The sequence below is a fragment of the Corynebacterium cystitidis genome, from assembly GCF_900187295.1.
GTDB lineage: Bacteria > Actinomycetota > Actinomycetes > Mycobacteriales > Mycobacteriaceae > Corynebacterium > Corynebacterium cystitidis.
This window is the reverse complement of the sequence record NZ_LT906473.1, coordinates 375,979-401,580: the sequence shown is the minus strand read 5'-3', so window position 1 is coordinate 401,580 and position 25,602 is coordinate 375,979. Positions and strand designations below refer to the sequence as shown.

The following is a 25,602-nucleotide window of genomic DNA, read 5'->3' as shown; positions in this document are numbered from 1 at the left end:
TGGATACTTTGGATACGAATAAAACTTCTGAAGGCGTGCACCTTGTCGGGGCGACAGGATTTGAACCTGCGACCCCCTGCTCCCAAAGCAGGTGCGCTACCAAACTGCGCCACGCCCCGTACATATAAAACGTACTTCGCAGATTCTACCGAACCTCGCTTTCTCGCCATGCACTCGGGGTCGGTCAACACCAACTCACGCTCCGGACTGACTGCTCACTGCTGGTCGGTAGAATCCCAAGCAGCTCAGTGCGATCCCACTTCGTCCGTGGGCCCCAACAGAAAAGAAAGGTCTTGCCGATCGTCGGCAAGACCTTTCTTTCACACGTCGGGGCGACAGGATTTGAACCTGCGACCCCCTGCTCCCAAAGCAGGTGCGCTACCAAACTGCGCCACGCCCCGTGTCCTTGAAGTACCCTACACAAGGTTTGCTCATTTACCAATTCACCAGTTCAACCGGCACAAGCGACATTGAAAAAGCCCGGCTCTCAATCAAGCCGGGCTTTAGATCAATCGTGGAGGGAATGACGGGAATCGAACCCGCGTCTTCAGCTTGGAAGGCTGAGGTATTAGCCACTATACGACATTCCCACTGCATGGATTTAACACAACGTGCCGTTTCGATGCGCATGCCAGCATACCCTACTGCACCGGTGTGCGCCAAAACGGGAACTAGTTCGGATAGGTAGGAGTTGTAGTAAGTAGCAAGACATCAAGAGATACTGTAAGACACACTGTCCCCTTAATAAGGTAGAAAATGATGGAACTCCTCCTTCTCCTCGCCGTTGCCGGCGGCATTATTTGGTTCATTAGCTCACGCAACGACAAGAAGAAGCAGCAAGAATTAGAAGCTGTCCAGTTTGAAGACGCTGTGGCTGATGCGCGCCGCTGGGTCGACCGCCTCGGCTCCCAAGTGCTGAACATTTCTGGCGAAGACGCAGCATCCACTCAGGCGATGGCCGACGCGTCCGAGCGCTACAACGCAGCTGCATCGGCACTGTCCACCGCGTCGACGACGAAACAGGCTCAGCTAGCACGCGAGTCCGCGTTGGAGGGCATGCACTACGTCAATGCTGCCCGCGAGATCATGGGCATGACTCCTGGCCCGCAACTACCTGAGCTTGAGGGCCAGCGTCGCGCAGGAAAGGTGACGGAGCGTCGTACTATCCGTCAAGAAGACGGGACGACTTTGACCGCTTCCCCGGTTGCTTCCGACGAAACCCCAAACTACTACCCGGGCGGCAAGGTGGCTGGTCGCCCAGTCCCTGCTGGTTGGTACTCCGCTGCGTGGTGGGCACCTGCAATGATGACCGGTATGTGGACCGCATCTTCGATGATGATGTTCTCGGCGATGTTTGCGGGAATGGCGGGTACCCCGTCCGCCGAGGAATTTGCTGCCGGCGACATAGGAGGAGGCGACATGGATGACATGGGCGGTGCAGAAGGCGAGATGGGAGACGACCTAGGAGACAGCGACCTAGGAGACGGCGACTTCGGCGGAGGAGACTTTAGCGGCGGCTTCGATTTCGGCGGCTTTGACTTCTAAGGAGATGTGGAGGGACTTCTCAACAGCCCCTCTCCAATCCCCTGATCGAATTCGATAAATGCTTGTGATATCGAGAATCCCTCGCCCGTAGACATCGTAAAGGTTGGAAGGCCGACAGTATTTGCACCCCCGTTGAGTGCCCGATTCGGTTGGAGCGGATGTTTGCCGGGTGGTAGGTGGTGAATTTCAGTAGGATCTGAAACCATGATCCCTTCAATTACTCTCAATGATGGAAATACTATCCCACAGCTGGGTTTTGGCACTTTCTTGGTTGCACCCGAGGATGCCGAACGTGTTGTTTCAGACGCGCTTGAGGTGGGTTACCGCCACATCGACACTGCTGCTTTCTACGGCAATGAGGAAGGTGTTGGGCGTGCCATCGCTGGCTCCGGCATCCCCCGCGAAGAAATCTTTCTGACCACTAAATTGTGGCAAGACCGCCACGAAGACGCAGACCAGGCACTTGCAGAGTCGCTGGAGCGCCTCGGTACCGACTATGTCGACTTGTACCTGATCCACTGGCCTGCGCCGATGCGGGACAAGTACACCACCGCGTGGAAGACCATGGTTCAACAGCGCGATAAAGGCCTGACCAAGTCTATCGGCGTGTGCAATTTCCTACCCGAACACTTAGATAAGCTGGAAAGTTCGTCTGATGTCACTCCGGTGGTTAACCAGATTGAGCTGCACCCATTTTTCCAGCAGTGGAAGGATGTTGACGCAGCCAAAGTGCACTCCATCGCTGTTGAGGCATGGCACCCACTGGCCCAATTCAAGCGCGACTTCACCGAGATCCCTGAGATCGTGGAACCAGCCGAAGCCCACGGGAAGACCCCAGCCCAGGTTGTTTTGCGCTGGCATATCCAGAACGGCACCATCGTATTTCCAAAGACCAACCATGTTGAGCGCATGCGCGAAAATATGGATATCTTTGACTTTGAGCTGACTCAAAAGGAGATGGAAGGCATCATTTCCCTGGATGAAGGTGAAGATGGCCGCATCGGCTTCCACCCGAATGAGCGCGAGTAGAAGACCGCGGTCCACGAAAGTATTTTCATTAAACCCTTGACGCTGCGCGGCAGGTAGGTTAGGTTTACCTTACTTGAATTAAAGGAAAGGGTATGCCATGTGGAATCAGACTTCACCTGCACCGCACAATAATCAAGCCCGCCCCCAGGCCTTTGGCGCAGAAGATATCGCGCGTAGCATTGCGGCGCGCATCGTATCCGGTACCGGTGATATGCAGCTCGTGGACTACTCCAGCGGCTTCCAACGCGTAATCCCGGTAGCGGGGCACTGCCTTGACGAGCAAGATCGGTGGCTGATCTCGTGCTCACGGCATGACTTTGACCACTTTTTGCCGACGCAGGTGCGTCTCGACGTAACTATGTACGCCCCCCATTTTCAGCTGGTGGCCACCGCTGCAAGTGCCCACGCTTTAGGATTTGTGGAATGGGTCGATACAGATGGCCCATGGCTGACCGGGATTGTGGATGTTTCGAAGCTGCACGTGCACTATTTTTCCGGTGTTTGCTCTTTCGATTTTTCTCAACTGGCAGACCAAAGCCGCCATCTTCCCGCCATGGCTACCGATCGGCTAGGCGCCTACGATGTAGCCAGTTCCTTATCTCAGAGTGATCTGGCCAGAATTGTCCACGCCGTAGAAACCGGCGTGGCTCCAGGCACTGTCCTAGCCCCGCAATATCAACCAGTGTGTGAACATTTGCGCCACCGCGTGTTTGTCATTGATATCTGCGAGGTAGGAATCATGATGCTCAAAACCACGGAGAGTTCACGGATCCCCGTATCAGCTACCTTTCCCACTGTGGCGCGCACACTGACTGACTTGTCGAACCTTTTGATGGATTTGGTGAATCTTACATCTGAGTAAAACGTTTTTAACGTGAATGTAACAAAAATCGGGCACCCAGGTCCTGGGGCCCGATTTTTGCATTTCATTGCAACATAGCCGTCCATCGCAGCCAGTAGAGAAGTTTTACGTTGATGGGCTATCCAGGTACAGATAGCTGGATAGCCCACCACACCACTTCAAAACCCCGTTCCTAACACGCATAAGCATCCGTGCAATCAGCGTGGCCTTTGATAACAGTTATCAAAGAATCGTCTATCACTACGCTCAGGCTGGGACTGCTCTACGACAGAACAATTATCGCGTCGAAGGTTCTTATTGGTGGCGAGGTCGACCAGTGAATGAGGCCTTCTACAGTCGATGTGGCTTCCAAATGGCAATAGAAAGTAACCCATCCAAGAGCATTCGCCACTTGCACCTCAACTACTGCCACGCCATCCCCTGGATTAGGGTTGTACCCCACCCATTAAAAGCAATTGCCCGCTTACTGAAACTCAACACAGCTTTACTATAGGAATAGCCCAATGCACAGGCTGAGAACCTAGCTACATGCTTGGGATTTCCTAGCTCTGTTACATCGGGCTATGGCACTGGCCGAAGAAGTTTGTGCGGCCCCTTAGAACCAATGTCCAATCATTTTTACCTCGATTGCACGATTTCCTCTGCTCTGCTTCATTTCTTAAGAGCGTTCGCGCCGATTCCGGAGCATGAGCGCTCCACCGGTAGCGATCAATAGAAGTGCCGCCAGTGCAGTGATAATTACGTTCGCACCGGTTTCAGCCAGTCGTAAGCCTGGGGTCTCTCCTGGTGGGGTCTCTCCAGGTGGCGTGGATGGTGGACCCTCGGGCGGTGTGGTGACCGGCGGGGTTTCTCTTGGCGGGGTTTCTGGTGGAACCGGTGGACGGGTGGTTTTACCAGGGGGGACATTTGGTGGAGTTCCAGGAGGCGGAGTGGGTGTTGGGGTCGGTGTGCTCGGTGGTTTCGGTGGAGTCTGGCTTTTTACCAAAATTAAACCATCGTGCTCAAATTTTGTTCCATCAACAGACCCCAACGGAAGAAGCACCAAGAAAGGCTGTGCGTAGGCATACTTTTCTCTTTGGTCTTCGGGTAGCTTTTCGGTAACCAAGTAGAGACCCGGAGAAAGGTCTGCGAATACTGCTTCACCTTTACCGTTTGTAGCCCTGGAGATCGGGGAGCCTAAACCGATTTCTCGGGCCGAATCAACAGTCATATTCTCAGCTCTTTTACGGCCCGCCGTGGTGGTCACGTCAATATTTTCGACGCGTTGAAGATCGAACGTCACGCCTTCGATTGGTCCGGGTGGCTTGACACCAGCGGTGTCTTCATCATGAGGGTTACGCGGAGTCTTTTTAATCGTCAAGGTGATCGGTTCACTGGTATTGATCATTTCAGCGATCAATCCAGCATCATTACCAGTCACAACCTTCGAATCAGCGAAGGCGGGGAAGTTACCTAGAAGTGTGACTGTTAGCACGCCAGCGGCCAGGCCGCTCATTTGTCGTTTAAACATCATTGCTTTCTTCTTTAACGTTGACGATCTTCGCTGCCAAATACTGCCGATATAGCCATCGCGCGAGCAGCGCTAAAATTATTATGGCGGCAGCAATCAAAACCCACATCCACCACTGAATCACAGGGCCATTGTTTTCAAATGCCTCTTCCGCAGGGTCATAAGCAACCCTATGGGCATGCACCAAGATTCGATGCGTATTAATTCCGTACGGGGTACACGTAATTAAAGTGACTAGATCCTCACCAGGTACGACGTTTAAGGAGTCAGTCTCCGTCGGCAACACGACCTCTACGTCATGAACCTCGTACTTCATTTTCTGCCCAGCAGTATCGATGTAGATGGCGTCGCCTTCTTCAACCTGATCCAAGTTATCGAACAACGTCGCATGAGGTAGTCCGGTATGTGCGGTCAAAACCGAATGAGTATTTGGACCACCCACAGGCATCGAGGTTCCGTAGAGATGCCCCACACCTCTTTCCAAGGTGTGCGACTCCGTGCCGTGGTAAACAGGTAGATCGACTTTCGCTGCCGGTACTACGAGGCGAGCCATAGCTTCCTGATGATTAAGCTGTTCAAGATACCTTTGGTAATCATGATTATCTTTTGCCACTCGGGCCAGCCACGGATCCAAGATCGGTCCGCCAGTGCCTGGGTCTTCGTTATACGCAACAGCTTCGGCGAGTTCACGCTCTAGAGTATCTGGATTTAATGTTTCATTATAGTTCGTGTACTGCTCTGCCGCCTTTTGCTGCATGAAATTATTCCACTGTGAGGACACCACCGGATACAACAGGATGGCAATTCCGGCAAGCACGAGTATTGCTGGAATCAATACCCGACGCAGGAAACTAGCGGGTTTGGTGCTGCTACCGTGATTCGACGCGTTATGGATAGCTGTTGCCAATTGCTGCCTCCTGGGACTACTAACTCGTGGTGTCGCCACACTCGTGGATAAGTTTTGGCGGCGTCGGCCGACTGAATAATAGCAACAGCGGGCGACGCGGCGGCAGTTTCGTACAGATTAATACGTGGTACTGCCGGACCACATTCGCGGGAGATGCTATGGCTTATGCCTGAGCGGTGTTGCGGCGAGCGTATACAGCTCCGCCACCAATCAGCCCCAGAGCAGCCAAGACAAGGAGAGCGATACCCGTACCACCGGTCTGTGGCAGCAGCGGGGTGGTGTCAGCCTTGTTCACAACATTGCCGTCCCTGGTGAGTGTATTAATCTCGTAGACACGGTTTTCCTTGGTGTCAGCACCGGACGTAGCGACGAACTGGAATGGAATTGGCTTAGGCAGCAGCTCCTTACCTTCTGGGGCCTTAACCTCAACTAGGCAGTACCAATCTGCGTCAACCGTCTCGTTATTCGCGAAGTCGTTGACGTGCAGGCCTGCAACCTCTACCAAACCGTTGTCATCAGAGGTGAACTTCTTAGCCGCCTGGGTCTGGCCAGCCTGGATGCCCATTACAGCATTAGCGTTGATGGTAGCCTGATCGGTGACGTTAATGTCCTCGCATCGATCCTTAGAACGAACAATCTGGAACTCGGCACCTTTGAGACCCTTCTTGTCAGCAGAATCGTCAGTCTTGGTGAATTTGATCTTGCCCCAGTAGGTGTGCACCTTTGGAGTTGGCTTACCATCGTCATCTGTAAGCTGATCGACACCAGGACGGTTTTGGTAGACCTTAGCTTCGTTAGGTGCCTTGTAGAAGTTACCAGCATTCACGTCATTTTTGACGGTCGTCTCAACTGTCATGACAACCTTGGCACCGCTAGTGAGCTTGGCAAGTCCAGCCGGGGTGAAGTTCACGTCGATGTTCTGACCAGTACCATCCTGGGTGTAGTCAGTGCCCAACTCAAGGGACTGGCCACCCTTAATAGCAACAGTGATCTTTCCGATCTCTAGTGCCTTATCAATGGTATCTGTGATACGGAACGCCTTGAGTTTTTCGTTATCCACGAGGTTTCGCACAGTACCCGTGACCGTGTAGGTAACCTTTTCGGAAACGTTCTTGTCCTTGTCCGCAACTTCCTTGGTCGGCTTGGTCTCCGAGTAGTTCTTAGGATACGCGTGAACGTCGTAGAACCACTTGACACCCTGGCCTTTATTGTCGTTACCTTCTGTCATCGGCACGAAAGCGATGAATGGTGCTGCCGGGGTGTAACCCTCCTTCGGGGAGGTTTCTACAACCAAGTATGCGCCCAGTGCCAGGCCAGGAAATGTAGTCTGACCGTTAGTTTCAGTTTTACGTTCTTCACCAATCTTCGTTACCTTAGATAGATCAGCCGCACCGTTTTTGATGTAGTTTTCCGGTTTGATTCCAGCTGCGGCTGCAAGACCTTCATTCGTGGTCACATCAATGCCATTGATCTTGTAGATCGTGAAACCTACACCATCCAGAACCTTGCCGCCATCAACAGACTGACCGTCGAGACCAGTCGGATCAGACGTAGAATTTGGGTCCCCATACTTATGAATGGTCAAAGAACCTTGCTTAGTAGGGTTGACCACGGGAGAGTCGTCGCCGTAGGTAGGGGTAGCATCAGCAGTCACGCCAACCGCACCAAGGGAGACCGCCATACCCAAAGCGGCAGCGATGGCGGTAGAACGAACAAGGGTAGTGGCACGTGCCATTTTGAAAACCTTCCAGAGGACGGATATTTGCATTTTTACGGTTCGGAGAACCGCATAGCGACAAGGCCAGACGAATTACTCTCAGCTCACACACCGAACGTTTCAGCGCCGAGGAGGGCTCCTTGTGAAATGCTGGGATATCTCTCAGAGGAGCCCTACAGCCGAGTCACGCCTATAACTTACACCGTAAAGCGTTGATTCTGCAAGTAAAGCGGGGCAAAGGCATTAATTACCGAAATATACCGCCTTTGAACTGCATAAATGCTTTTGGTGCGGCGACCAAGCGGTGGCACTTTACGTGCACTACTCAATGCTTCACTTAACGATGTCCCTAATTCTTCGATCAGTGCCGTGACATCCCCTTATACAATAAGCACGCAGAAACACCCTCCTACACAAATTCGTGAAGAAGGGTGTTTCGTCGTTAAGCGTACCTACGCCCCGGGAACCTCAGGGGCTTCACCGGTACGCTCGTACTCGGCGAGGATGTCAATGCGGCGCTGATGGCGCTCGGCCTTACTCCACTCCTGGTTGAGGAAAGCATCCACAATCGCGAGCGTTTCTTCTTTGGTGTGCATACGCCCACCGATAGCAATCAGCTGGGCGTTATTATGTTCGCGAGCCAAGCGCGCCGTTTCTTCCGACCATGCCAGAGCGCACCGCGCGCCCTTCACCTTATTGGCTGCAATGTTTTCACCGTTGCCGGAACCACCAAGCACGATTCCCAGGGATCCTTCATCAGCAACAGTCTTAGCGGCGGCGTCGATACAGAATGCCGGGTAATCGTCCTCCGCATCATAAACAAAAGCACCGCAATCGATCGGCTCATGTCCATTGGCTTTCAGGTGTTCAGCAATCTCATTTTTCCGCTCGAACCCTGCGTGGTCTGCTCCTAAGTAAACGCGCATACCCAATATCGTACCTAGATATCTTCGTGTCGGTAACCGATTTCAGCCACTGATTCTCAGAGCTAGATCGCGTTGAGAGCCTGATCGATGTCGGCAATGATGTCGTCGACATGCTCCAAGCCCATAGAAAGGCGCACCAGACCCGGGGTAATTCCTACGGATGCGAGCTGATCGTCAGGCACCTGGCGGTGCGTAGTAGACGCTGGGTGCAGCACACAAGAACGCGAATCAGCAACGTGGACCTCGCGCGCGACCATCGTGAGCGCGTCCATGAACTTCACTCCTGCCTCGCGGCCACCCTTCAAGTCAACGGTGACCACGCCCGAAGCCCCTCCCGGCAGATATTTCTGGGCCAAGTCATAATACTTAGAGGACTTCAAACCCGGGTAGCGGACCTCATTAAACACGTCCGTACGCGATTCAAGGTGCTTGGCCACGGCCAACGCATTCTCGCAGTGGCGACGCACGCGAACGTCCAGCGACTCCAAGGACAAATTGAGCATGAAAGCCGAGTGTGCCGCCGGGTAAGCACCGAAATCGCGCATTAGCTGCATGCGCGCTTTAATAATAAACGGTGCCGCCGCATAGTCCTTCGTGTACACAACTCCGTGATAAGACTCATCGGGCTCTGTAAAGTCTGGAAAGTTGCCGTTAGTGTAGTCAAACTTCCCGGCGTCCACGATCATGCCGCCGATCTGTACCGCGTGGCCGTCCATGTACTTCGAAGTTGAGTGAATAACTACATCCGCACCGTGTTCGATGGGTTTACACAGGACGGGGGTGGCAAAGGTAGAGTCGACGATCAGGGGAACACCCTGGTCGTGGGCGATTCGCGCAAATTTCTCAATGTCAAGCACGCTCATCGCCGGATTAGCGATAGTCTCACCGAACAACGCCTTAGTGTTCGGCTTGAACGCTGCCCTAATCTCTTCCTCCGGTGCGTCCTGGTCCACATAGATAACCTCGATGCCGTATTTCGCCAGCGTGGTAGTAAACAGGTTCGAGGTTCCACCATAGATTTCCGAAGAAGACACGAAGCTATCGCCTTTAGAGCACAAGTTCATGATCGCGAACGCGGTGGCAGCCTGACCGGAGGTGGTCGCCATAGCGGCCGCGCCACCCTCAAGGTCCGCCACCTTCTCCTCTACGGCCATCACGGTGGGATTGGCGAAGCGCGAATAGATCAGGGCGTGAGTCGGCTCGTCGAACACCGCGGTGATGTCGTCGGAAGAATCGAAGGTGTAGGTAGTGGACTGCACGATTGGCAACTGCCGTGGCTCGGTGTTTCCGGGCGTGTAGCCGGAGTGGATGAGCTTAGACTCAGTGCGCAAAGGATTTTCAGACATGCTCGGGCGGGGCCTTTCAACCAAGAAGATGATGGATATTTATTCAATCACTGTACAGGGTTGGGGCTGTTTCGAGATGACTGATGAGTTGCTGGATGCAGGTTGAGTTACGCGACACGACTACGCAGGAGTATCCCAGAGACAGTGAGGCTTTAGCCTTGCGGAGGTGGCCCCTGCAACGGCCACCTTTGAACAACCTACGTAACTTGAGTTTTCCAGTATTATTTCCACCCATCCAGCTGCGGCATCTCGAAGCGGTTGCGTTTTAACTCAAAGAAGTAGGGGTAGGCGGCAAGTGTGCGGTAGGCGTCGAAAAGCTCGCCGGATTCTTCGCCTTCCGGGAAGCGGGTGATCACAGGGCCGAAGAATGCATTTTCCTCCACCTTCACAATCGGGGTGCCGGAATCGGAGCCCACCGCATCTTGGCCAGCTTGGTGGTAGGCGCGCAGGTCTTTGTCCATCTCTTCACTGTTTGCTACCTCGGCATACTCGGCTGGTAGGCCCACCTTTTCCAAGGCGCGCTTGATTACGCCGTCGTATGCGCCATAGTCCTGCTTCGAGTTTTCGCCCTCGTTGTGGACAATCTCACCCATGGCGGTGTAGAGCTCGCCGACTTTGTCCGGTTGCTCGTTTTTCACCTTGGCAAACACGCGGGCTGGACCCCAATTGGCCTTCATCTTTTCCGCATAGTCCTCTGGAATGTCCGCTCCTTCGTTCAGTACGGCCAGGGACATGGGGATCCATTCGACGTCAATGTCGCGGACTGTTTCAACTTCTTTCATCCAACGTGAGGTTTTCCACGCGAATGGGCAGGAAACGTCGAACCAGAACTTTACTGGGGTTGCCATTATCTCATCCTCCACAACTTACTTTAAACTTGTATCTTCTTGCGTGTTTTACACTACAGGAACACGGCCAAACGTCAACCAGAATACCGCAGCGCTAAAGTAAGACAATGGCATCAAATCACACAGAAACGCTTACCCGCACCCACGCCCGCCACCGCGCGAGCCTGATCAGCAACGTGCATTACCGCGTCCACCTCGACGTGACCAGCCCAGAGACCTTCACCTCCACAACCACGGCCACCTTTCAATCCGGCTCCGGCGACATCAGCATCGACTTGAATGTAATGTCCGGCTCGTGGGAAGCAACGCTTAACGACGAACCACTCGACTCCTTAACTTTCCGTGTCAGCAAGGGCGAACACACCCTGACCGTCAAGGCCACAATCCCCTACTCGTCTACCGGCGAAGGCCTGCACCGCTTTGTCGACCCGCTAGATAATAAGGTATACATCTACTCCCAGTTCGAACCAGCCGACGCCCAACGCGTGTTCGCCTGCTTTGACCAGCCCGATCTCAAAGCCACCTACCAGTTATCCATGACCACCCCGGAACACTTCACCGTGGTCATGAATGAAAACGTCGCCGTTGCAGACTCCAGCTGTGGGACAAAGACGCACACGAGCAGCATCGACTATCCGCTGTCCACCTATCTGGTGGCGTTTATCGCCGGGGACTACGCCCACGTGCATGACACCTACACCGAAATGAACGGTGACCAAGAGAGCACCATCGAGCTTGGCCTGTACGCACGCGCCTCCATCATGGAATACCTCGACGCAGACCGCCTATTTGCAGAAACCAAAGAAGGCTTCGCGTACTACCACGACAACTTCGCCCGGCCCTACCCGTTTACCAAGTATGACCAGATTTTCTGCCCCGAATTTAATATCGGTGCGATGGAACACGTCGGCGCAGTCACAATCCGTGACGAATACGTCTTCACCTCCGAAGCCAGCCCCTACATGTACGAACGCCGCAACGAAACCATCCTGCACGAGATGGCCCACATGTGGTTTGGCAACCTAGTCACAATGCAATGGTGGGATGACCTGTGGCTCAACGAATCCTTCGCAACCTGGGCGGCAGCAATCACCCAAGCCGAAGCCACCGCCTATGACACCGCGTGGGTCACCTTCGCTAACGTGGAAAAGGCGTGGGCATACAGCCAAGACCAGCTACCATCCACCCACCCCATCAGCACCGACGCCCCCGATGTAGCAACCGCAGAGCAAAACTTCGACGGCATCACATACGCCAAAGGCGCCAGCGTACTCAAACAGCTACAGGCCTTTGTGGGCCGCGACGCATTCTTCGCCGGGGTGCGCGCCCACTTTGACAACCACGCATTTGCAAACGCCACCTTCGACGACCTGCTCGGCGCGCTCGAAGCAGCCTCAGGCCGTGACCTCAGCGAGTGGTCACAACAGTGGCTGAAAACAACCGGCATCTCCACGCTCTACCCAGAAATCACCGAAAACTCCTTCGTTATCGTCCAGGAATCTGACGTGCAACGCACCCACCGTGTGGGCGTGGGCCTCTACTCCCACGACGGCAACGCGGTCACCCGCACCCACCACATCGAAGTAGACATCACAGGTGAACGCACCGAAGTCCCAGATTACGCGGGTGTCAAGCACGACCTGGCCTTAGTCAATGACGGTGACCTCACCTACTGCCTCATGGGCATCGCAGCAGAACAACAGGAGTTCGTCGTCAAGCACTTAGGCGATATCGCTGATCCGATGGCGCGCACACTCGCCTGGTCTGCAGCCTGGTAAGCCACCCGCGCCGGTGACATGCCAGCCCGCGCCTTCATCACACTGGTCGCCCGCCACTTAAACGCCGAAGACCAGACAGCCGTACTCGAGCGCCTCGCAGGCCAAGCCACAATGGCGGCCCGCTACTACGTGGCCGAAGACGCGCGAAACCACGCATACGCCACGCTGACCGCAGCTTTCACTGGGCGCGAACCCGCCACCATTTTCGACCGTGCGCTTGCGCGCCTGCCCCAAACCAACACCAGCGCCGCCTACCTCCAACAGCTACTGGAAACCTCCGACAACCAGGAAGTACGCTGGCTAGCAATCACAGCACTCATCGCATGTGGCGATCGTGGCCTAGAAATCCTTGAGCAGGAACACGACGACACCTCAGCCGGCCAACTAGCCCGGCTGCGGGCCCAGGCGGTCGTCGATAAGCAATGGGCTTTCGACGAAGTCATGTCCGGCCAACGCACCAACCTCGAAGCGCGCCACCTCATGGAAGGATTCAACTTCACCGATACCTGCGCCACCGAATTCACCGACGCCTACTTCGACAATGCCCAACGCGTCTGGCGCGAACAGACCCCCGAGATGGCGCAACGCACGCTCACAGGGCTCTACCCCTCGCGCGACATGTCAGATCATGCAATCAAGCGCGCCGATGAACTACTAAAATCCGATCTTCCACAAGGTTTACGTAGAATAATCTGTGAACAGCTCGATCAGGTGGAACGAGCTCGCCGCAATCGCGCGATTGACAAGAGCCGGAAATGAAAGAACTCTCACAGTCATCTCATTTTTAGTTCAGACCCACGAGGCACACTAAGGCTAGCAACACCAGAAATCTGGCCACACCCGGTCACAACATAAGGATCACTACCATGGCATCACTACGCAAGTTCGCGCCCATCATCGCGATCATTGCTCTACTCGTGTTGGTCGCCATCGGAGGAGCCGCACTCGCCAACAATAATCAGGCACCAAACGTGCCAGAAGAGGCAGCCCACATCACGCTCAACCCCGGGGCCTCCACCGACGGAGAGGAAAACACCACCAGCGAAACCTCCGAGCCCGATCACCCAGATGACTCATCTGACCCAGATGGCGCAGCTAACAAGGACGGGGGGAACTCGGGCGATGAGCAAGGCTTCCGTGACGAAAACCACGCGCCCGCTCCGCCACCGACACCGGCACCGGCGCCGACACCAGCGCATGCGCCTGTGCCCCAGCAGCAATACATCCCACCGGCTCCTGCTCCGGTCTATACTCAGCCATATATTCCAGCCCCCCAATATGATGACGATGACTGGGACGACTGGGACGATGACTGGGATGATTGGGACGATGACTAACGATGGCTAAAGACGGTCTACTAGCCACCTCCTTGAGGTGGCGAGTTGTTGCATGGACCACCGTCGTAGTCCTAGTCGCGCTGACAGCAGTTTTGATACTGACCCGGTCCTTTTATATGGGACAAATTACCGACAACGCCAACGTAGCTGTCGTCCAAGAAATCGACGAGTTCACCCAATTCGCCCAAGAAGGTGTAGACCCCGACACCGGAGAAGGTTTCAACGACCCACAAAGGCTCATTGAGGTCTACATCCAAAGACAAATCCCCGACAGCAGAGAAAACATGGTGGGATTCGTTGATGGGCGCATGGCTCAAATCGATTTCTCCAAAATATCCGGCACCCACCCCGAACCCATCAAATACGATGACCCCATAGTCCACGAAATCCTCAACAGCCCCTCCCACGGTGGCCGCCACAAAGATATCCACTGGGGCCGCGTAGAAATTGACCAAAACGCAATTTTCGCCTTGCTCTACAACTCCAGCTACGAACGCGATCAAGCCGGCAACAACATGATCTGGATCAGCCTGATCTCACTCGGTGGCCTCCTTGCCGCCATGCTGATGGCATGGTTAGTCTCGGGGCAAATCACCGCACCAATCAGGAAGCTACAAAAAGTAGCGTCGTCGATAAGCAACTCTGACCTCACCACACGCGTGCCCATCCAAACAAACGACGAAATCGGACAGCTGGCACACACCTTCAACGCCATGCTTGATCGCCTCGAAATGGCCTACCGCGACCAACGCCAATTCATCGACGACGCCGGCCACGAGCTACGCACACCCATCACCGTCGTGCGTGGCCAACTCGAGTTGCTGCCCTCCACCCAACCAGAACAGCGACAAAAATCCATCGAACTAGCCACCGCAGAGCTCGACCGCATGGCACGCATGGTTAATGACATGCTCACCCTCGCCGTCGCCGACTCGGGTGACTTCGTCAAACCAGAGATGACCGACCTCACTGAACTAACAATCACCATCGACGATAAAGCCTCCACAATCGACTCGCGTGCCCGCCTTGTCGATGTCGCAGAAGGCGAAACAGAACTAGACCCCGACCGGGTGACAGAGGCTGTCCTCGAACTATTCGGCAACGCCCTAAAGTACTCGCAAGACGAGGTAGAAATCGGCAGCACCCTCCACGGCGAAGGCCCCGACCGCACCGTGCGCTTTTGGGTACGCGACCGTGGAGAAGGAATCGCGGAAGACAAACTCGATCAACTCTTTAGCCGCTTTTCTCGTGGTGATACCCTCGGCTCCCGCCCTGAGGGTGCTGGATTAGGCCTGTCCATCGTCAAAGCAATCGGAGAAGCCCACGGTGGCAAAGCATACGTCGAATCCACCGTGGGCTTAGGAAGCATTTTCGGCCTGGAAATCCCGGCCCCGGAACACCTCCCGGCACAGAAATAATTGGAGAGTAAAATGAGCAGAATTTTAATCGCCGAAGATGACCACGGAATCGCAGATTTCATTGAGCGTGGCCTCACCGCAGCCGGTTACCCCTGCGACACCGTCGACACAGGACCGGCGGCATTCGCAATGGCACGAACCGGGGACTATGACTTGATGATCCTCGATCTTGGGCTGCCTCGCATGGACGGCGCCGACATTCTCAAGCAGATACGAGCCCTCCAAATCCCCCTCCCGATTATTGTTTTGACGGCGCGTACCAATCTCGAGGAGCGAGTACGCATGCTCGAAGGCGGTGCCGATGACTACATGCCCAAGCCGTTCCAGTTCGCCGAACTGCTTGCCCGAGTCCGGCTCCGATTAAGCGAGGCCCAAGCGACATCATCGGTGAAATTGTCCCGCAACGACATGGTGCTTGACCTGCGCTCCCAACGCGTCAACATAGACGGCAAATGGAAAGATTTATCGCGCCGCGAGCTCAGCCTGCTGGAAACCTTTTTGCGCCACCCCGGGCAGATACTGTCACGTGCACAGCTGCTCTCAATGGTGTGGGGCATGGACTTTGACCCAGGATCGAACGTGGTGGATGTCTATATTCGCACTTTGCGGAAGAAAATTGGTTCCGAAAGAATAGAAACCATCCGCGGCTCCGGCTACCGCCTCGTTTAGGAGCGCTTCTGCCTAGGGCGCTTCTGCCCCGGGCGCTCCGTGACCACTTTCACGTGAGCTAGATCAGGGCGAATGACCAAAAAGGACAGCGCGGCGACTGAACCATCCTCCAAGTACGTTGTGCGCGTTACTCGTAACACCTGGGTAGCGCTAGCGATACCCAGACGGATCCGTTCGTCCTCGGTGGCAACCCCTGGCGTAATCACATCCTCACGCTTTTCGACGTCCGCCTGAAGTTCGTTGGCGAGCGTCTCCTGCAACGACATCTCACTTCGGACATACGTAGTTTCCAGGATGGCTGGCACTCCCGAAATCAAGCGCACAATTTCCACCCGAAAAACATCGTCACCAGAATCGATGGAAAAAGCCGCAGCCACCGGGGGCTGTGCCGGGACTAAACCCTGGCTCACAATTTCGTGGGAATGCTCAACCTCCAAAGCGGTCAGTTGGGTGCCCACTTCGTCAAGTTTTGTCAACTCGAGCATGGGTGGAACAGCACGCACAAAAGTCCCACCAGTACGCCCACGTTTGCGATCAATGAGGCCTTCCAGCTGTAATAAGTCTAAAGCGTGGCGGATAGTCATGCGGGCAACCCCAAACTCGTCCACGAGTTCACGTTCCGCAGGCAGCCGATCACCGGGCTTGTAAGTGTGATCCTCGATCCGGTTGCGCAGCGACTCAGCAATGGCAACATACGCTGGTTTACGAGCCATGCCGCCTCCACTGGTTGGTGTATCTACCGATTACGGTGTACCGATTACGGTGTACCGATTATGGTACACATCCCCAACTGTGGCCGAGTGCTACTTGTGCATGATCTTTGCTACAGCTAAACAGCCTTTCTGTGCTTATAACTTGTCTAGCCCGGGCTAGTGTTTATAACTGTTCTAGTGCTTGCTCAATATCCGCGATGAGGTCATCCGCATCCTCGATGCCGATAGAAATGCGGACTAGTTCCCGTGGTACTGCAAGGGCAGAATCCTCAACTGAAACATGCGTCATCGTAGCGGGATGCTCCACCAAAGACTCCACACCGCCGAGCGATTCAGCTAAAGCAATCAGTTTGGTGGACGTGCAGAACTTCTTCGCCTGCTCCTCCGTTTTAAAGATCACCGACACCATGCCACCGAAGCGCTTCATTTGCTTCTTGGCCACCTCATGATTCGGGTGACCCGGCAGGCCCGGGTAGCACACGCGCTCAACCTCGTCGCGGCCCTGCAGAAATTCCGCTACCTTCTCCGCATTGTCGCAGTGGCGCTCCATGCGCACGCTTAAAGACTTAATGCCGCGCGCGGTGAGATACGTATCGAAGGGTGACGGGATAGCTCCAACCCAGCCGAAAAAGAATCGCAGCTGCTCTTCCAAGTCAGCGTCGCTTGCGCACACCAGCCCACCGATCACATCAGAGTGCCCGCCCAGGTATTTCGTCGTCGAGTGCAATACCACATCCGCACCGAACTCCAGTGGCTTTTGCAGGTACGGCGAGGCGAACGTGTTGTCTACAACGAGCGTGGCCGCGCCCTTGATGTCAGCAACCGCCTGGATATCCACGATGTCGAGGGCTGGGTTGGTGGGGGTCTCCACCCAGATCACCTTCGTGTTGCCCTGGATCGCAGCCTTCACTTGCTCAGGCTTGGTGGTATCGACCACGGTATTCTCGATTCCCCACTGGTTGAAGATCTGGTTAATCAGCCGGTATGTGCCACCGTAGGCATCGTTACCGATGACGATGTGATCGCCAGGCTTCATCAGGATCCGCAGCACTGTGTCAATAGCCGCCATCCCCGACGCATACGCCACAGCATATTCGGACCCTTCGAGAGCAGCGACCGTTTTTTCCAGCGCGGTGATCGTCGGATTGCCCACTCGCGTATATTCGTAGCCGTTGCGCAATTGCGCCAGTCCGTCCTGTTGGAAGGTAGTGGAGGCGTAAATGGGCACATTAATGGAGCCATACAGGCTGTCCGGCTGGTAGCCGGCGTGGATGGAGTCCGTGGAGAAACCAGAAGGTGTACCGCGGGTCATGGGGTTCCTTTCTAGAACGAGATTACGAATATATTAGACCAGCGGTTCAGAAGGCGTTGAATTATATGCATGGCTACACTGGCCGCGTGATGAAAGGAGACACACTAATCAAGTACTTGTCTAAAGAAGAAAGCACTCCGGTACCTACCTCGGTGGATGATGCCATTGAAAGCGTTGAATCATGGTGGCAAGATCCGGTGACACGGGAGTGGGTTGTTGAGCGCCCGCTGAAAATTTTGCTTATTCTGCTTGTCGCGGCGTTTGTCCATTGGATTCTGGTCCGCCTGATCAATCGTGCCGCGCGCCACAACATTGAAAATCAAGGCAAGGCATTTCCCACGCTCTTCCGTGGCACAGACGATGAGCTCACGGTGCAGGAGAAAGCACAGGAGGAGCGGCGAAAGCAGCGCGTGAAAACCCTTGCTAGCGTGGGGCGTTCAGCAGTAGCGATCATCGTGTGGGTGTGGGCGACTTTGGCGGTGCTCGATCAGATCGGTGTGAATATCGGCCCGTTGATTGCCTCTGCGGGTGTTGTGGGTGTGGCTATCGGTTTCGGTGCCCAGTCACTGGTGAAAGACTTCTTGTCTGGCATCTTCATGCTCCTGGAAGACCAGTACGGCGTGGGCGACAATATCGAGGTCAATGGCATATCCGGTGACGTCGAAGAGGTCACCTTGCGCATTACGACGGTTCGCGATATCGACGGCACACTGTGGTATGTCCGCAACGGCGAGATGCTCCAAGTGGGCAACTTCACCGCAACCTATTCAGTGGCCCGCGTGCAGATTCCCGTTGCTTTAAGCGCGGACCCTGACGAGGTCGCCGATATCATTCTCGCCTCTGCGCAACGCGCCGTCGACGATGATGATTGGAAAGGCCTTGTTTTAGACGCTCCGGTGCTTAATGGCGTCACCGAGTTTGCCGTTGACCACATGAGTTACCGCGTTTCAGTGAAAACGTTGCCAGGCAAGCAGTGGGCAGTGCAGCGCCAGTTGAACAGGCGAATCTTGGACGACCTGCAGGATGCGGATGTCCCGCTGCCCTACCCTAACGGACGGTTTCATCTCCCAGCCAGCAAAGAGGAGTAACTGCCCGTAAGGTGTAGGACATGTCCCAATCGTTCTATGACCAAGTAGGTGGCGACGCGTTCTTTTCCGCGCTCGTCGAGGGCTTTTATACGCAAGTGCGTGACGACGACCTCATTGGGCCGATGTACCCCCACGATGATTGGGAAGGCGCTGAACTGCGTTTGAAGTGGTTTCTGGCGCAGTATTGGGGTGGCCCACCCACGTTCAATGAACAGCGCGGGGCGCCTATGCTGCGGCGTCGCCACTTTGCGTTTGAAATCGGGGAACCGGAAGCGCAGCGCTGGCTGGAGTTAATGCACAACTCATTGGAAAGCCTCGAGGTTTCTACAGAACATCGCGCTGCGCTCTGGAACCATATGGTCCGCGTCGTCGCCATGATGATCAACCAGCCTGGTTTAGGTTCTCTGCGCCTAACGTGTGTCTCTGGGAGGAACCGCAGTTACAGAAAGTAGTGGCCTCCGAGATCTCCTACCCCCACACTCAGTGCGGGGATGATCACTCAGTGCGAGAAGGTCATACAAACAGGCCGAGGCTGGTGGAACGATAAACCGAGCCGAACGGTGCATCGAGACGGGTCCACCGACCCGCAGTAGCCACCCGAAGATGGCGCGGGATCTCAAGGGGTGTAGAAAAGCCGGGAATCAGTCCCAATGAGGTGCAGGCGAAGATCATCCGCATCGGGATTTCCACGTCATTATTAATGGTGATCACCGGTTGGTCGAGCAGAGACTTCGGAGGGCCCAGGGGCCCTGAAAACTGGCGGGCAAGACTTTGCCCCTGGTCGGCCAAATCACGCACCACCGAAACCGGCAACACTTCCCGTTCTTCAAAACCGTCTTTCGGTGGCAGCGCACCCAGCCAGTTTGGGTCGCGTGCAGCGCCGATCTCTGAGCGCTCGTCGGCTAGGGCATCCAATAAGTCCATCGCGGAGACCACCGCCCCATCGCGCGAGCAGGTGCCGAGGACACGGCGGGAGGCAATCACATCAAAGGGGGTGGTCACGAACACGTCGACGGTGTCGTCGTCACGCGCAGAGAAGCGTGCGGAAGCCGAAGCATCTAAACCGACGGCGCGCCCAACCAGGGCTCGAAGGCCGGCGGCGCCGTCGGTGATAGTCAGCGATTCCTGGATCACTCGTCTTCCTCGTCGGCGGGCACCTCTGGTTTCATCGTGAGGATACCCACCTCCTTTTGGGTCAGGGAGCGCGGACGTTCAATATCCACATCAATGGCCACTTGGACACATTCCACCACACAAGCGGTGCGCCCCTGGCGGTCCTTGATTTCCTGGCGCGTGGTGAAGGACGTGTTGCCAACATCAACAACCATGGTTTCCACCGTCACCGACTTTGTATCCGGCAGCACGGGGCGTAAGTAATCACACTCGATGCGACGCACAAACACGGCGAACTCATGCCCACGTTTTTCGAAGTATTCGTCAGCGAATTCAACGCGAGCTTCCTGGGCGAGTTCAACGTACCGGGCGTTCATGATGTGCCCGTAACGGTCAAAGTCACCCCAGCGCAGAGGAACCTCGTGGATATGGATATGTGAAGTTTGGTCCGACATAATGCCCAATCCTAACCAGATTCTTTCTAGCGTGTGAGCTTGCGGTGCGTCGAAGCCTTAGGCTTAGCTGCCTCTTCGCCGTAACGCTCAATCTTGTTTTGCTCGTAGTCGCCGAAGTTTCCTTCGAACCAGAACCACTTACCCTCCTCTTGGTCACCTTCCCACGCAAGGATGTGGGTACAGGTGCGATCTAAGAACCAACGGTCGTGCGAGATCACCACCGCACAGCCCGGGAAGTTCTGCAGCGCATTTTCCAAGGAACCGAGCGTTTCGACGTCGAGGTCGTTCGTCGGCTCATCAAGCAGGATCAGGTTGCCGCCCTGCTTCAGTGTCAGTGCCAAGTTCAGGCGGTTACGCTCACCACCGGAGAGCACCTTAGACGGCTTTTGCTGGTCAGCACCCTTGAAGCCGAACGCTGAGAGGTAAGCGCGCGATGGCATCTCGTTCTGGCCCACCACAATATAGTCCAGGCCGTCGGAAACAACCTCCCACACCGTCTTTTCCGGGTCGATGTTCTCACGGTTCTGGTCCACGTAGCTGATCTGCACGGTGTCGCCCACCTTCACGGTGCCCGCGTCCGGCTCTTCAAAGCCCACAATGGTCTTGAACAGGGTTGATTTACCCACACCGTTGGGGCCGATCACGCCCACGATGCCGTTACGCGGCAGAGTAAATGAGAGGTCCTTGATCAAAGTGCGGCCGTTGAAGCCCTTTTCCAGGTCTTCTACCTCCACAACCTGGTTACCCAGGCGTGGCGGGGTTGGAATCTGGATCTCTTCGAAGTCCAGCTTGCGGTACTGCTCCGCTTCAGCTGCCATTTCTTCGTAGCGCTCCAGACGTGCCTTGTTTTTCGCCTGGCGTGCCTTTGGTGAGGACTTGACCCACGCCAGCTCATCCTTCAAGCGCTTCTGCAGCTTCTTGTCTTTCTGGCCAGCAACCTCGAGGCGCTCTGCCTTCTTCTCCAGGTAGGTGGAGTAGTTTCCCTCGTATGGGTAAAGCTTGCCGCGGTCAACCTCACAGATCCATTCCGCAACGTTGTCGAGGAAGTAGCGGTCGTGTGTAATGGCCAAGACTGCACCTGGGTAGTCCTTCAAGTGCTTCTCCAACCACAGCACGGATTCTGCGTCCAGGTGGTTCGTGGGCTCGTCGAGAAGCAGTAGGTCAGGCTGGGTGAGCAGCAACTTCGCTAGTGCCACGCGACGACGTTCCCCACCAGAGAGGTGGACCACAGGCTCATCAGCTGGCGGGCAGCGCAGCGCGTTCAGGGCTTGGTCGATCTTGGAATCAACCTCCCACGCGTCAGCTGCGTCGAGCTCTTCCTGCAGCTTGCCCATTTCTTCCATGAGCTCATCGGTGTAGTTGGTCGCCATTTCTTCGGCGATCTCGTCGAAGCGCTGCTTCTTGTCCATGATGTCGCCGAGGCCTTCCTCGACGTTTTCACGAACAGTCTTGTCCTCGTTCAGAGGTGGTTCCTGCAGCAAGATACCCACGGTGGCGCCCGGGTCCAAAAATGCCTCGCCATTATTGGGCTGGTCAATGCCAGCCATGATCTTCAGCAGCGACGACTTGCCTGCGCCGTTCGGGCCCACAACACCAATCTTGGCGCCTGGGTAGAAGGCCATGGTGACGTCATCCAGAATGACTTTGTCACCGATGGCCCTGCGAACATTTTTCATCGTGTAGATGAATTCGGCCACGAAAAACCCCTTTGCAATTTACGTTGTATCAATCAACACAAAGGGTACATCACGTGCCCGACAACCGTACTTCGGCTAAACCGAGACAGCCTCAGCTTCCGCGAAGTAGTCGCTTGTCGACGCATCCCCCTGTGCTTCCTTGAGCTGTTTAGCGAGGAGGTCTTCTGCGCTTTGTATTTTCGGTGCCTCCATGCCCTCCGGCGCATGCGTGGTACCGGCCGTTTTCGCTGACGCAATTTGATGGCGTGACAGGTCAAACGCAACTTCGGTGGCCCGCATCTTAATTTTGGAGCGGGTGATGGTGTTGCCCTGGTCGTCGGTGACTTCCCACTGGTCTGTTACTAACTGGCCAGTCACTGTCACGGGAGCTCCGCGGAACAGGCAGGCTTTCACGTTGACGGCGAGTTCGCCCCAACATTCAACATCCAGATAGAGGGTATCTACGTCGGTCCAGGTATCTTCTTCCACCCACGTTTCTCCTTCATGCGTGAAGGTCTTCACCCCGTCCGGCGCCGTTTCGTTGTAGTTCAACTTGCGGGTTGACGTAGCGCGCACGCGACGCGAACTAGCCAGACGCAGCTTGCACAGATCGGCCTTCGTATTTCGGGTTTGTTCGAAGAAGGGGTCGTGCGTGAGGTTGCCAGAAATTGTGGTGATGTGCCTTGCCATGTTTGCTCCTTTGTTGAGTCTTGTCGCCTCGGTCGAGGCGACTACTGCTGATTGTTACTCAACTGTGCACTCGGCGTTTGCGCACTTTTGAAATCTGTGGATAACCCTGCGTTATCCACAGAAATAGGTCACATTCCTCGTCATGTATTGCGGTCGTTGGGATCTGTAGTATGATCTCGGCGCACAATCCCCGTCGTACGGCGTTGAGCAGCGCTTATCGACGGCCGCTCAGCTTCTTCGCGGGCCCTGTCCCGGGCGGCGGCGTCGGCAAGCATTTTGTTATAGGCCTCCCACTCATCGTCGCCCTCGGTGTCTAATTTCTTATCCACCTGGGTGGTTTCTTCCTTATCCTCACGCCGCCAAGAGACAAACAGCATGCCAAATACCAGGATCAGCGGGAAAGAGCCGGAAGCCCAAGCGATACCGCCACCATTTTTCTGGTCGCGCAGCAAGTCCGGGTTCCATGGCAAGTCAAGGGAGAGGTAGAACTCTTCTCCCATCACAGTGTTGAGCTGCATGAGGTACACACCCATAAAGAGGTGAGCCGGCATGGAAATCCACAACCACAGCAAACGAATCGGGGTGCGTTTGCGGCCCTTGATATAGTCAACCCCCACCAACTCCCAGAAATAGAAGTAGCCGGATACCAGGAAAGCGACGTTCATCAACACGTGCCCTGCATGCTCTGAAATAGCTAAAGAGTAAAAGTCCGGGAACATATACAACACGTAGAAGACGAAAATAAACTGCAGGGTGGAGACCGGCGGGTACGTGATGATCTGGATGAACTTAGAGTTCTGCAGCGCGATGGCCCACGCCCGAGGGTTAAAACCATCTTCGGGAAAAGCCTGACGTACCAATGTCAGTGGTGCGCCCAACACCAAGAACAGCGGCACCACCATGGATAAAATCATGTGGCCGACCATGTGCATTGCATACCCCGAAGGCATATACATACCAATGCCAGAGCTGGTAGTAATTGCCAGAGTGGCGCAACCCAGCAGCCACCAGAAAGTGTATTTGTGGTTCCAGTTTTCTACTCGGCGCAGCAGCCACAAGTAGTAGCCTGCCGCCAGAATAGCCAGCACCGTAAACAGGATCTCAAAACGCCAGGTGGTAAACACTACTCCGATTGACGGTGCTTCATACAGGTTGTAGCCCATCTGAATCTGCATCGCGGTCAGGTTGGGGTCTCTCGGAGGCGGTGGTGGTGTACGCCCCATTGTCACAGCAATACCAGCCACCGCAGCCATGATCAGCACTTCTACAACAGCAAGACGAACGAAGGCGGATTTATCGTCGTTAAGCTTTGGAATAGTCAGCTGACGGTGAGCAAAACCAAATAAGCCAAGCAAGAGCGTGCCGACGATTTTTGCCACGATGATCAGCCCATACCGTGTGCTAAAAAGGTCCTCGGGTTGGATGCGGATTACTGTTGCCACCACACCTGAGATCGCCACAGTGATAAACGAAAATAGTGCGATGCGCGAATAACGCGCGACCCCTTTTTCCATATGAGGCCCAAGGCGGCGCCCGTGGGCAGCCAGCGCTAGCAATCCACCGATCCACACCGCCATAAAAATCAAGTGCCACAGGTAAGCGTTGGTGCCGTAGTCATGGTCACCGCCGGTAGCGGCATGGCCTGCCATACCAAGCGGGACGATCATCACCACCGCACCGATCAATAAAGCCGGCTGCGCAGCCCACTGGCTGCGAATAAAACCGAAGAAAGCAACAAGAGCTGCGATGATCGTCACAATCAACCACACCACTGCCTCTGCCAGCAACTCTAATGCAGCAGCCCACGCGGTAGGCTGGAAAAATACCTGCCCAAGAGGTGTGCCTGACGTATCGGACATGACCATGGGGATCATCACCAGGCCAATGAGGCCCATCCCGGCCGCTGCGGAAGCACCCGTGCGTGCCGCGATGTGCCCGTCGACAGTCAGCTCGGCTTCATTGAGGTCCTTGCCATCCGGCGGGATCAGGAATGCGCTGAACAAAAATGAGCCGATCGACAGCGCCGCCAACAACCAACCGGCGCCGCGCAGTGCGGGCAGACCGAAGGTGGTGGCAGGGCCAGGATCAGGGATCCCCAACGCCGCCAAAGATTCGGCCAAAAAACTATAGGAAATAGAACCAGCGACTACTGCAGCCACCAGGATCGTGGCCAGATAGATCGGCCACGTTGAACGGACCGCCTGTTTTGTGGACATAGTTGTACACGATAGTGGCCACGCTTGGTTTGGCCGAACTAGGCACGACGGTGGACAATGGTGGCTGATGGTGGACAATGGTGGGGAAATGCGACTCGGAGCAAGCATGCGCTAAACTACTGTCTCACTGCCCCTATAGCTCAGTGGATGAGAGCAACCGGCTTCTACCCGGTGGGTCGCGGGTTCGAATCCTGCTGGGGGCGCTTCAGGCCACACCCCTACTACCACGTGTTTTAGGAGGTAGTGGGGGTTTTGTGTTTTAGGCAGCCGCGAGGCTGGACTGAAGGGACAAAATGGGCTTAAGGGACAAAATGTGTGCTTTCAGCCTGCTTAAGCAGGTCTGCACCTCCTCACGCTAAGCCGCAGGATCAGCGAAAATTGGGCCACTCACACTTCGTCCCGTTGAATACCCGTTAAGCTGAATAGGAATGCCAACCTGGTATTTCA

General features: G+C 55.2%; 23 protein-coding genes and 4 tRNA genes. 11 read left to right on the top strand and 16 right to left on the bottom strand.

Translation table 11 applies throughout. The annotated features are described in order from the left end of the window. Positions 1-45: 45 nt before the first annotated feature. From CKV99_RS01910 to CKV99_RS01900, 3 genes are all read right to left on the bottom strand, one after another. Positions 46-119 (bottom strand) — tRNA-Pro (locus tag CKV99_RS01910). Between the two features lie 208 nt (positions 120-327). Further along, a tRNA-Pro gene (locus CKV99_RS01905) sits at positions 328-401 on the bottom strand. A 114-nt stretch (positions 402-515) separates the two neighbouring features. Continuing rightward, positions 516-590 (bottom strand) — tRNA-Gly (locus CKV99_RS01900). Positions 591-759: 169 nt separating this feature from the next. On the opposite strand from CKV99_RS01900, the gene CKV99_RS01895 reads away from it, so the two are divergent. The 3 genes from CKV99_RS01895 (at position 760) to CKV99_RS01885 (ending at position 3,436) form a co-directional block, all read left to right on the top strand. Then, positions 760-1,545 carry a hypothetical protein gene (locus CKV99_RS01895; RefSeq protein ID WP_092257624.1) on the top strand — a complete coding sequence of 262 codons (786 nt, stop codon included), beginning with the start codon at positions 760-762 and terminating at the stop codon, positions 1,543-1,545. 204 nt (positions 1,546-1,749) lie between these two features. Beyond that, positions 1,750-2,574 carry an aldo/keto reductase gene (locus tag CKV99_RS01890; RefSeq protein WP_092257621.1) on the top strand — a complete coding sequence of 275 codons (825 nt, stop codon included), beginning with the start codon at positions 1,750-1,752 and terminating at the stop codon, positions 2,572-2,574. 97 nt (positions 2,575-2,671) lie between these two features. Continuing rightward, entirely contained in the window at positions 2,672-3,436 is a 765-nt protein-coding gene (locus CKV99_RS01885; protein ID WP_092257618.1) for a hypothetical protein, read from the top strand. Between the two features lie 658 nt (positions 3,437-4,094). Here the strand turns inward: CKV99_RS01885 and CKV99_RS14200 are convergent. The 6 genes from CKV99_RS14200 to CKV99_RS01855 all read right to left on the bottom strand — a co-directional run bounded on the left by CKV99_RS14200 (position 4,095) and on the right by CKV99_RS01855 (position 10,690). Further along, entirely contained in the window at positions 4,095-4,949 is an 855-nt protein-coding gene (locus CKV99_RS14200; protein WP_143063415.1) for a pilin N-terminal domain-containing protein, read from the bottom strand. Next, positions 4,939-5,853 carry a class C sortase gene (locus CKV99_RS01875; RefSeq protein ID WP_231910135.1) on the bottom strand — a complete coding sequence of 305 codons (915 nt, stop codon included), beginning with the start codon at positions 5,851-5,853 and terminating at the stop codon, positions 4,939-4,941. Before CKV99_RS01875 ends, CKV99_RS14200 begins: the two co-directional genes overlap by 11 nt. 163 nt (positions 5,854-6,016) lie before the next feature. After that, entirely contained in the window at positions 6,017-7,588 is a 1,572-nt protein-coding gene (locus tag CKV99_RS01870) for a SpaH/EbpB family LPXTG-anchored major pilin (protein WP_157728339.1), read from the bottom strand. Positions 7,589-8,022: 434 nt separating this feature from the next. Beyond that, entirely contained in the window at positions 8,023-8,496 is a 474-nt protein-coding gene (locus tag CKV99_RS01865; RefSeq protein WP_092257612.1) for a ribose-5-phosphate isomerase, read from the bottom strand. Between the two features lie 62 nt (positions 8,497-8,558). Beyond that, the gene (locus CKV99_RS01860; protein ID WP_197697203.1) at positions 8,559-9,842 is read right to left on the bottom strand and encodes an O-acetylhomoserine aminocarboxypropyltransferase/cysteine synthase family protein; all 1,284 of its coding nucleotides are present in this window, start codon (positions 9,840-9,842) and stop codon (positions 8,559-8,561) included. A gap of 221 nt (positions 9,843-10,063) precedes the next feature. Next, positions 10,064-10,690: a mycothiol-dependent nitroreductase Rv2466c family protein gene (locus tag CKV99_RS01855; RefSeq protein ID WP_092257609.1), complete on the bottom strand. Its 627-nt coding sequence runs from the start codon at positions 10,688-10,690 to the stop codon at positions 10,064-10,066. Positions 10,691-10,797: 107 nt separating this feature from the next. Between CKV99_RS01855 and pepN the strand changes: the two genes are divergently transcribed. The 5 genes from pepN (at position 10,798) to CKV99_RS01835 (ending at position 15,892) form a co-directional block, all read left to right on the top strand. Next, on the top strand, positions 10,798-12,468 hold the full coding sequence (gene pepN, locus CKV99_RS01850; RefSeq protein ID WP_331712841.1) for an aminopeptidase N: 1,671 nt from the start codon (positions 10,798-10,800) through the stop codon (positions 12,466-12,468). 18 nt (positions 12,469-12,486) lie between these two features. Continuing rightward, positions 12,487-13,227, top strand: coding sequence for an ERAP1-like C-terminal domain-containing protein (locus CKV99_RS15005; protein WP_331712840.1), 741 nt, complete (start codon positions 12,487-12,489; stop codon positions 13,225-13,227). Between the two features lie 107 nt (positions 13,228-13,334). Then, positions 13,335-13,805 carry a hypothetical protein gene (locus CKV99_RS01845; protein ID WP_092257606.1) on the top strand — a complete coding sequence of 157 codons (471 nt, stop codon included), beginning with the start codon at positions 13,335-13,337 and terminating at the stop codon, positions 13,803-13,805. Between the two features lie 2 nt (positions 13,806-13,807). Further along, positions 13,808-15,223 carry a sensor histidine kinase gene (locus CKV99_RS01840; RefSeq protein ID WP_092257603.1) on the top strand — a complete coding sequence of 472 codons (1,416 nt, stop codon included), beginning with the start codon at positions 13,808-13,810 and terminating at the stop codon, positions 15,221-15,223. A 12-nt stretch (positions 15,224-15,235) separates the two neighbouring features. Continuing rightward, entirely contained in the window at positions 15,236-15,892 is a 657-nt protein-coding gene (locus tag CKV99_RS01835) for a response regulator transcription factor (protein ID WP_092257600.1), read from the top strand. On the opposite strand, the gene CKV99_RS01830 is transcribed toward CKV99_RS01835, so the two are convergent. Together CKV99_RS01830 and CKV99_RS01825 are read right to left on the bottom strand one after the other, a co-directional pair. Further along, a complete protein-coding gene (locus CKV99_RS01830) occupies positions 15,889-16,605 on the bottom strand; it encodes a GntR family transcriptional regulator (protein ID WP_092257597.1) in 717 nt (238 codons plus the stop codon). The two genes, CKV99_RS01835 and CKV99_RS01830, sit on opposite strands and share 4 nt — an antisense overlap. A gap of 163 nt (positions 16,606-16,768) precedes the next feature. After that, entirely contained in the window at positions 16,769-17,917 is a 1,149-nt protein-coding gene (locus CKV99_RS01825) for a cystathionine gamma-synthase (RefSeq protein ID WP_092257594.1), read from the bottom strand. 89 nt (positions 17,918-18,006) lie between these two features. Here CKV99_RS01825 and CKV99_RS01820 point away from each other — a divergent pair, with 89 nt between their 5' ends. Together CKV99_RS01820 and CKV99_RS01815 are read left to right on the top strand one after the other, a co-directional pair. Beyond that, entirely contained in the window at positions 18,007-19,005 is a 999-nt protein-coding gene (locus CKV99_RS01820; protein WP_092257904.1) for a mechanosensitive ion channel family protein, read from the top strand. A 20-nt stretch (positions 19,006-19,025) separates the two neighbouring features. Then, positions 19,026-19,457, top strand: a complete 432-nt coding sequence (locus CKV99_RS01815) for a globin domain-containing protein (RefSeq protein WP_092257591.1) — start codon at positions 19,026-19,028, stop codon at positions 19,455-19,457. Between the two features lie 61 nt (positions 19,458-19,518). Here CKV99_RS01815 and CKV99_RS01810 read toward each other — a convergent pair whose 3' ends face one another. The 5 genes from CKV99_RS01810 to CKV99_RS01790 form a co-directional block, all read right to left on the bottom strand. Then, positions 19,519-20,139 (bottom strand): hypothetical protein, encoded by a 621-nt coding sequence (locus tag CKV99_RS01810; RefSeq protein WP_092257588.1) that lies wholly within the window; start codon positions 20,137-20,139, stop codon positions 19,519-19,521. After that, on the bottom strand, positions 20,136-20,573 hold the full coding sequence (locus CKV99_RS01805; protein ID WP_092257585.1) for an acyl-CoA thioesterase: 438 nt from the start codon (positions 20,571-20,573) through the stop codon (positions 20,136-20,138). The genes CKV99_RS01810 and CKV99_RS01805 overlap by 4 nt, the downstream gene beginning before the upstream one ends. Positions 20,574-20,599: 26 nt before the next feature. Next, positions 20,600-22,270 carry an energy-dependent translational throttle protein EttA gene (ettA, locus tag CKV99_RS01800; protein WP_092257582.1) on the bottom strand — a complete coding sequence of 557 codons (1,671 nt, stop codon included), beginning with the start codon at positions 22,268-22,270 and terminating at the stop codon, positions 20,600-20,602. Positions 22,271-22,345: 75 nt separating this feature from the next. Next, the gene (locus tag CKV99_RS01795; protein WP_092257579.1) at positions 22,346-22,939 is read right to left on the bottom strand and encodes a single-stranded DNA-binding protein; all 594 of its coding nucleotides are present in this window, start codon (positions 22,937-22,939) and stop codon (positions 22,346-22,348) included. Positions 22,940-23,079: 140 nt separating this feature from the next. Then, positions 23,080-25,155, bottom strand: coding sequence for a cytochrome c oxidase assembly protein (locus CKV99_RS01790; protein WP_092257576.1), 2,076 nt, complete (start codon positions 25,153-25,155; stop codon positions 23,080-23,082). A 129-nt stretch (positions 25,156-25,284) separates the two neighbouring features. Between CKV99_RS01790 and CKV99_RS01785 the strand changes: the two genes are divergently transcribed. Next, positions 25,285-25,358: transfer RNA gene (locus CKV99_RS01785), tRNA-Arg, on the top strand. Positions 25,359-25,602: the final 244 nt, after the last annotated feature.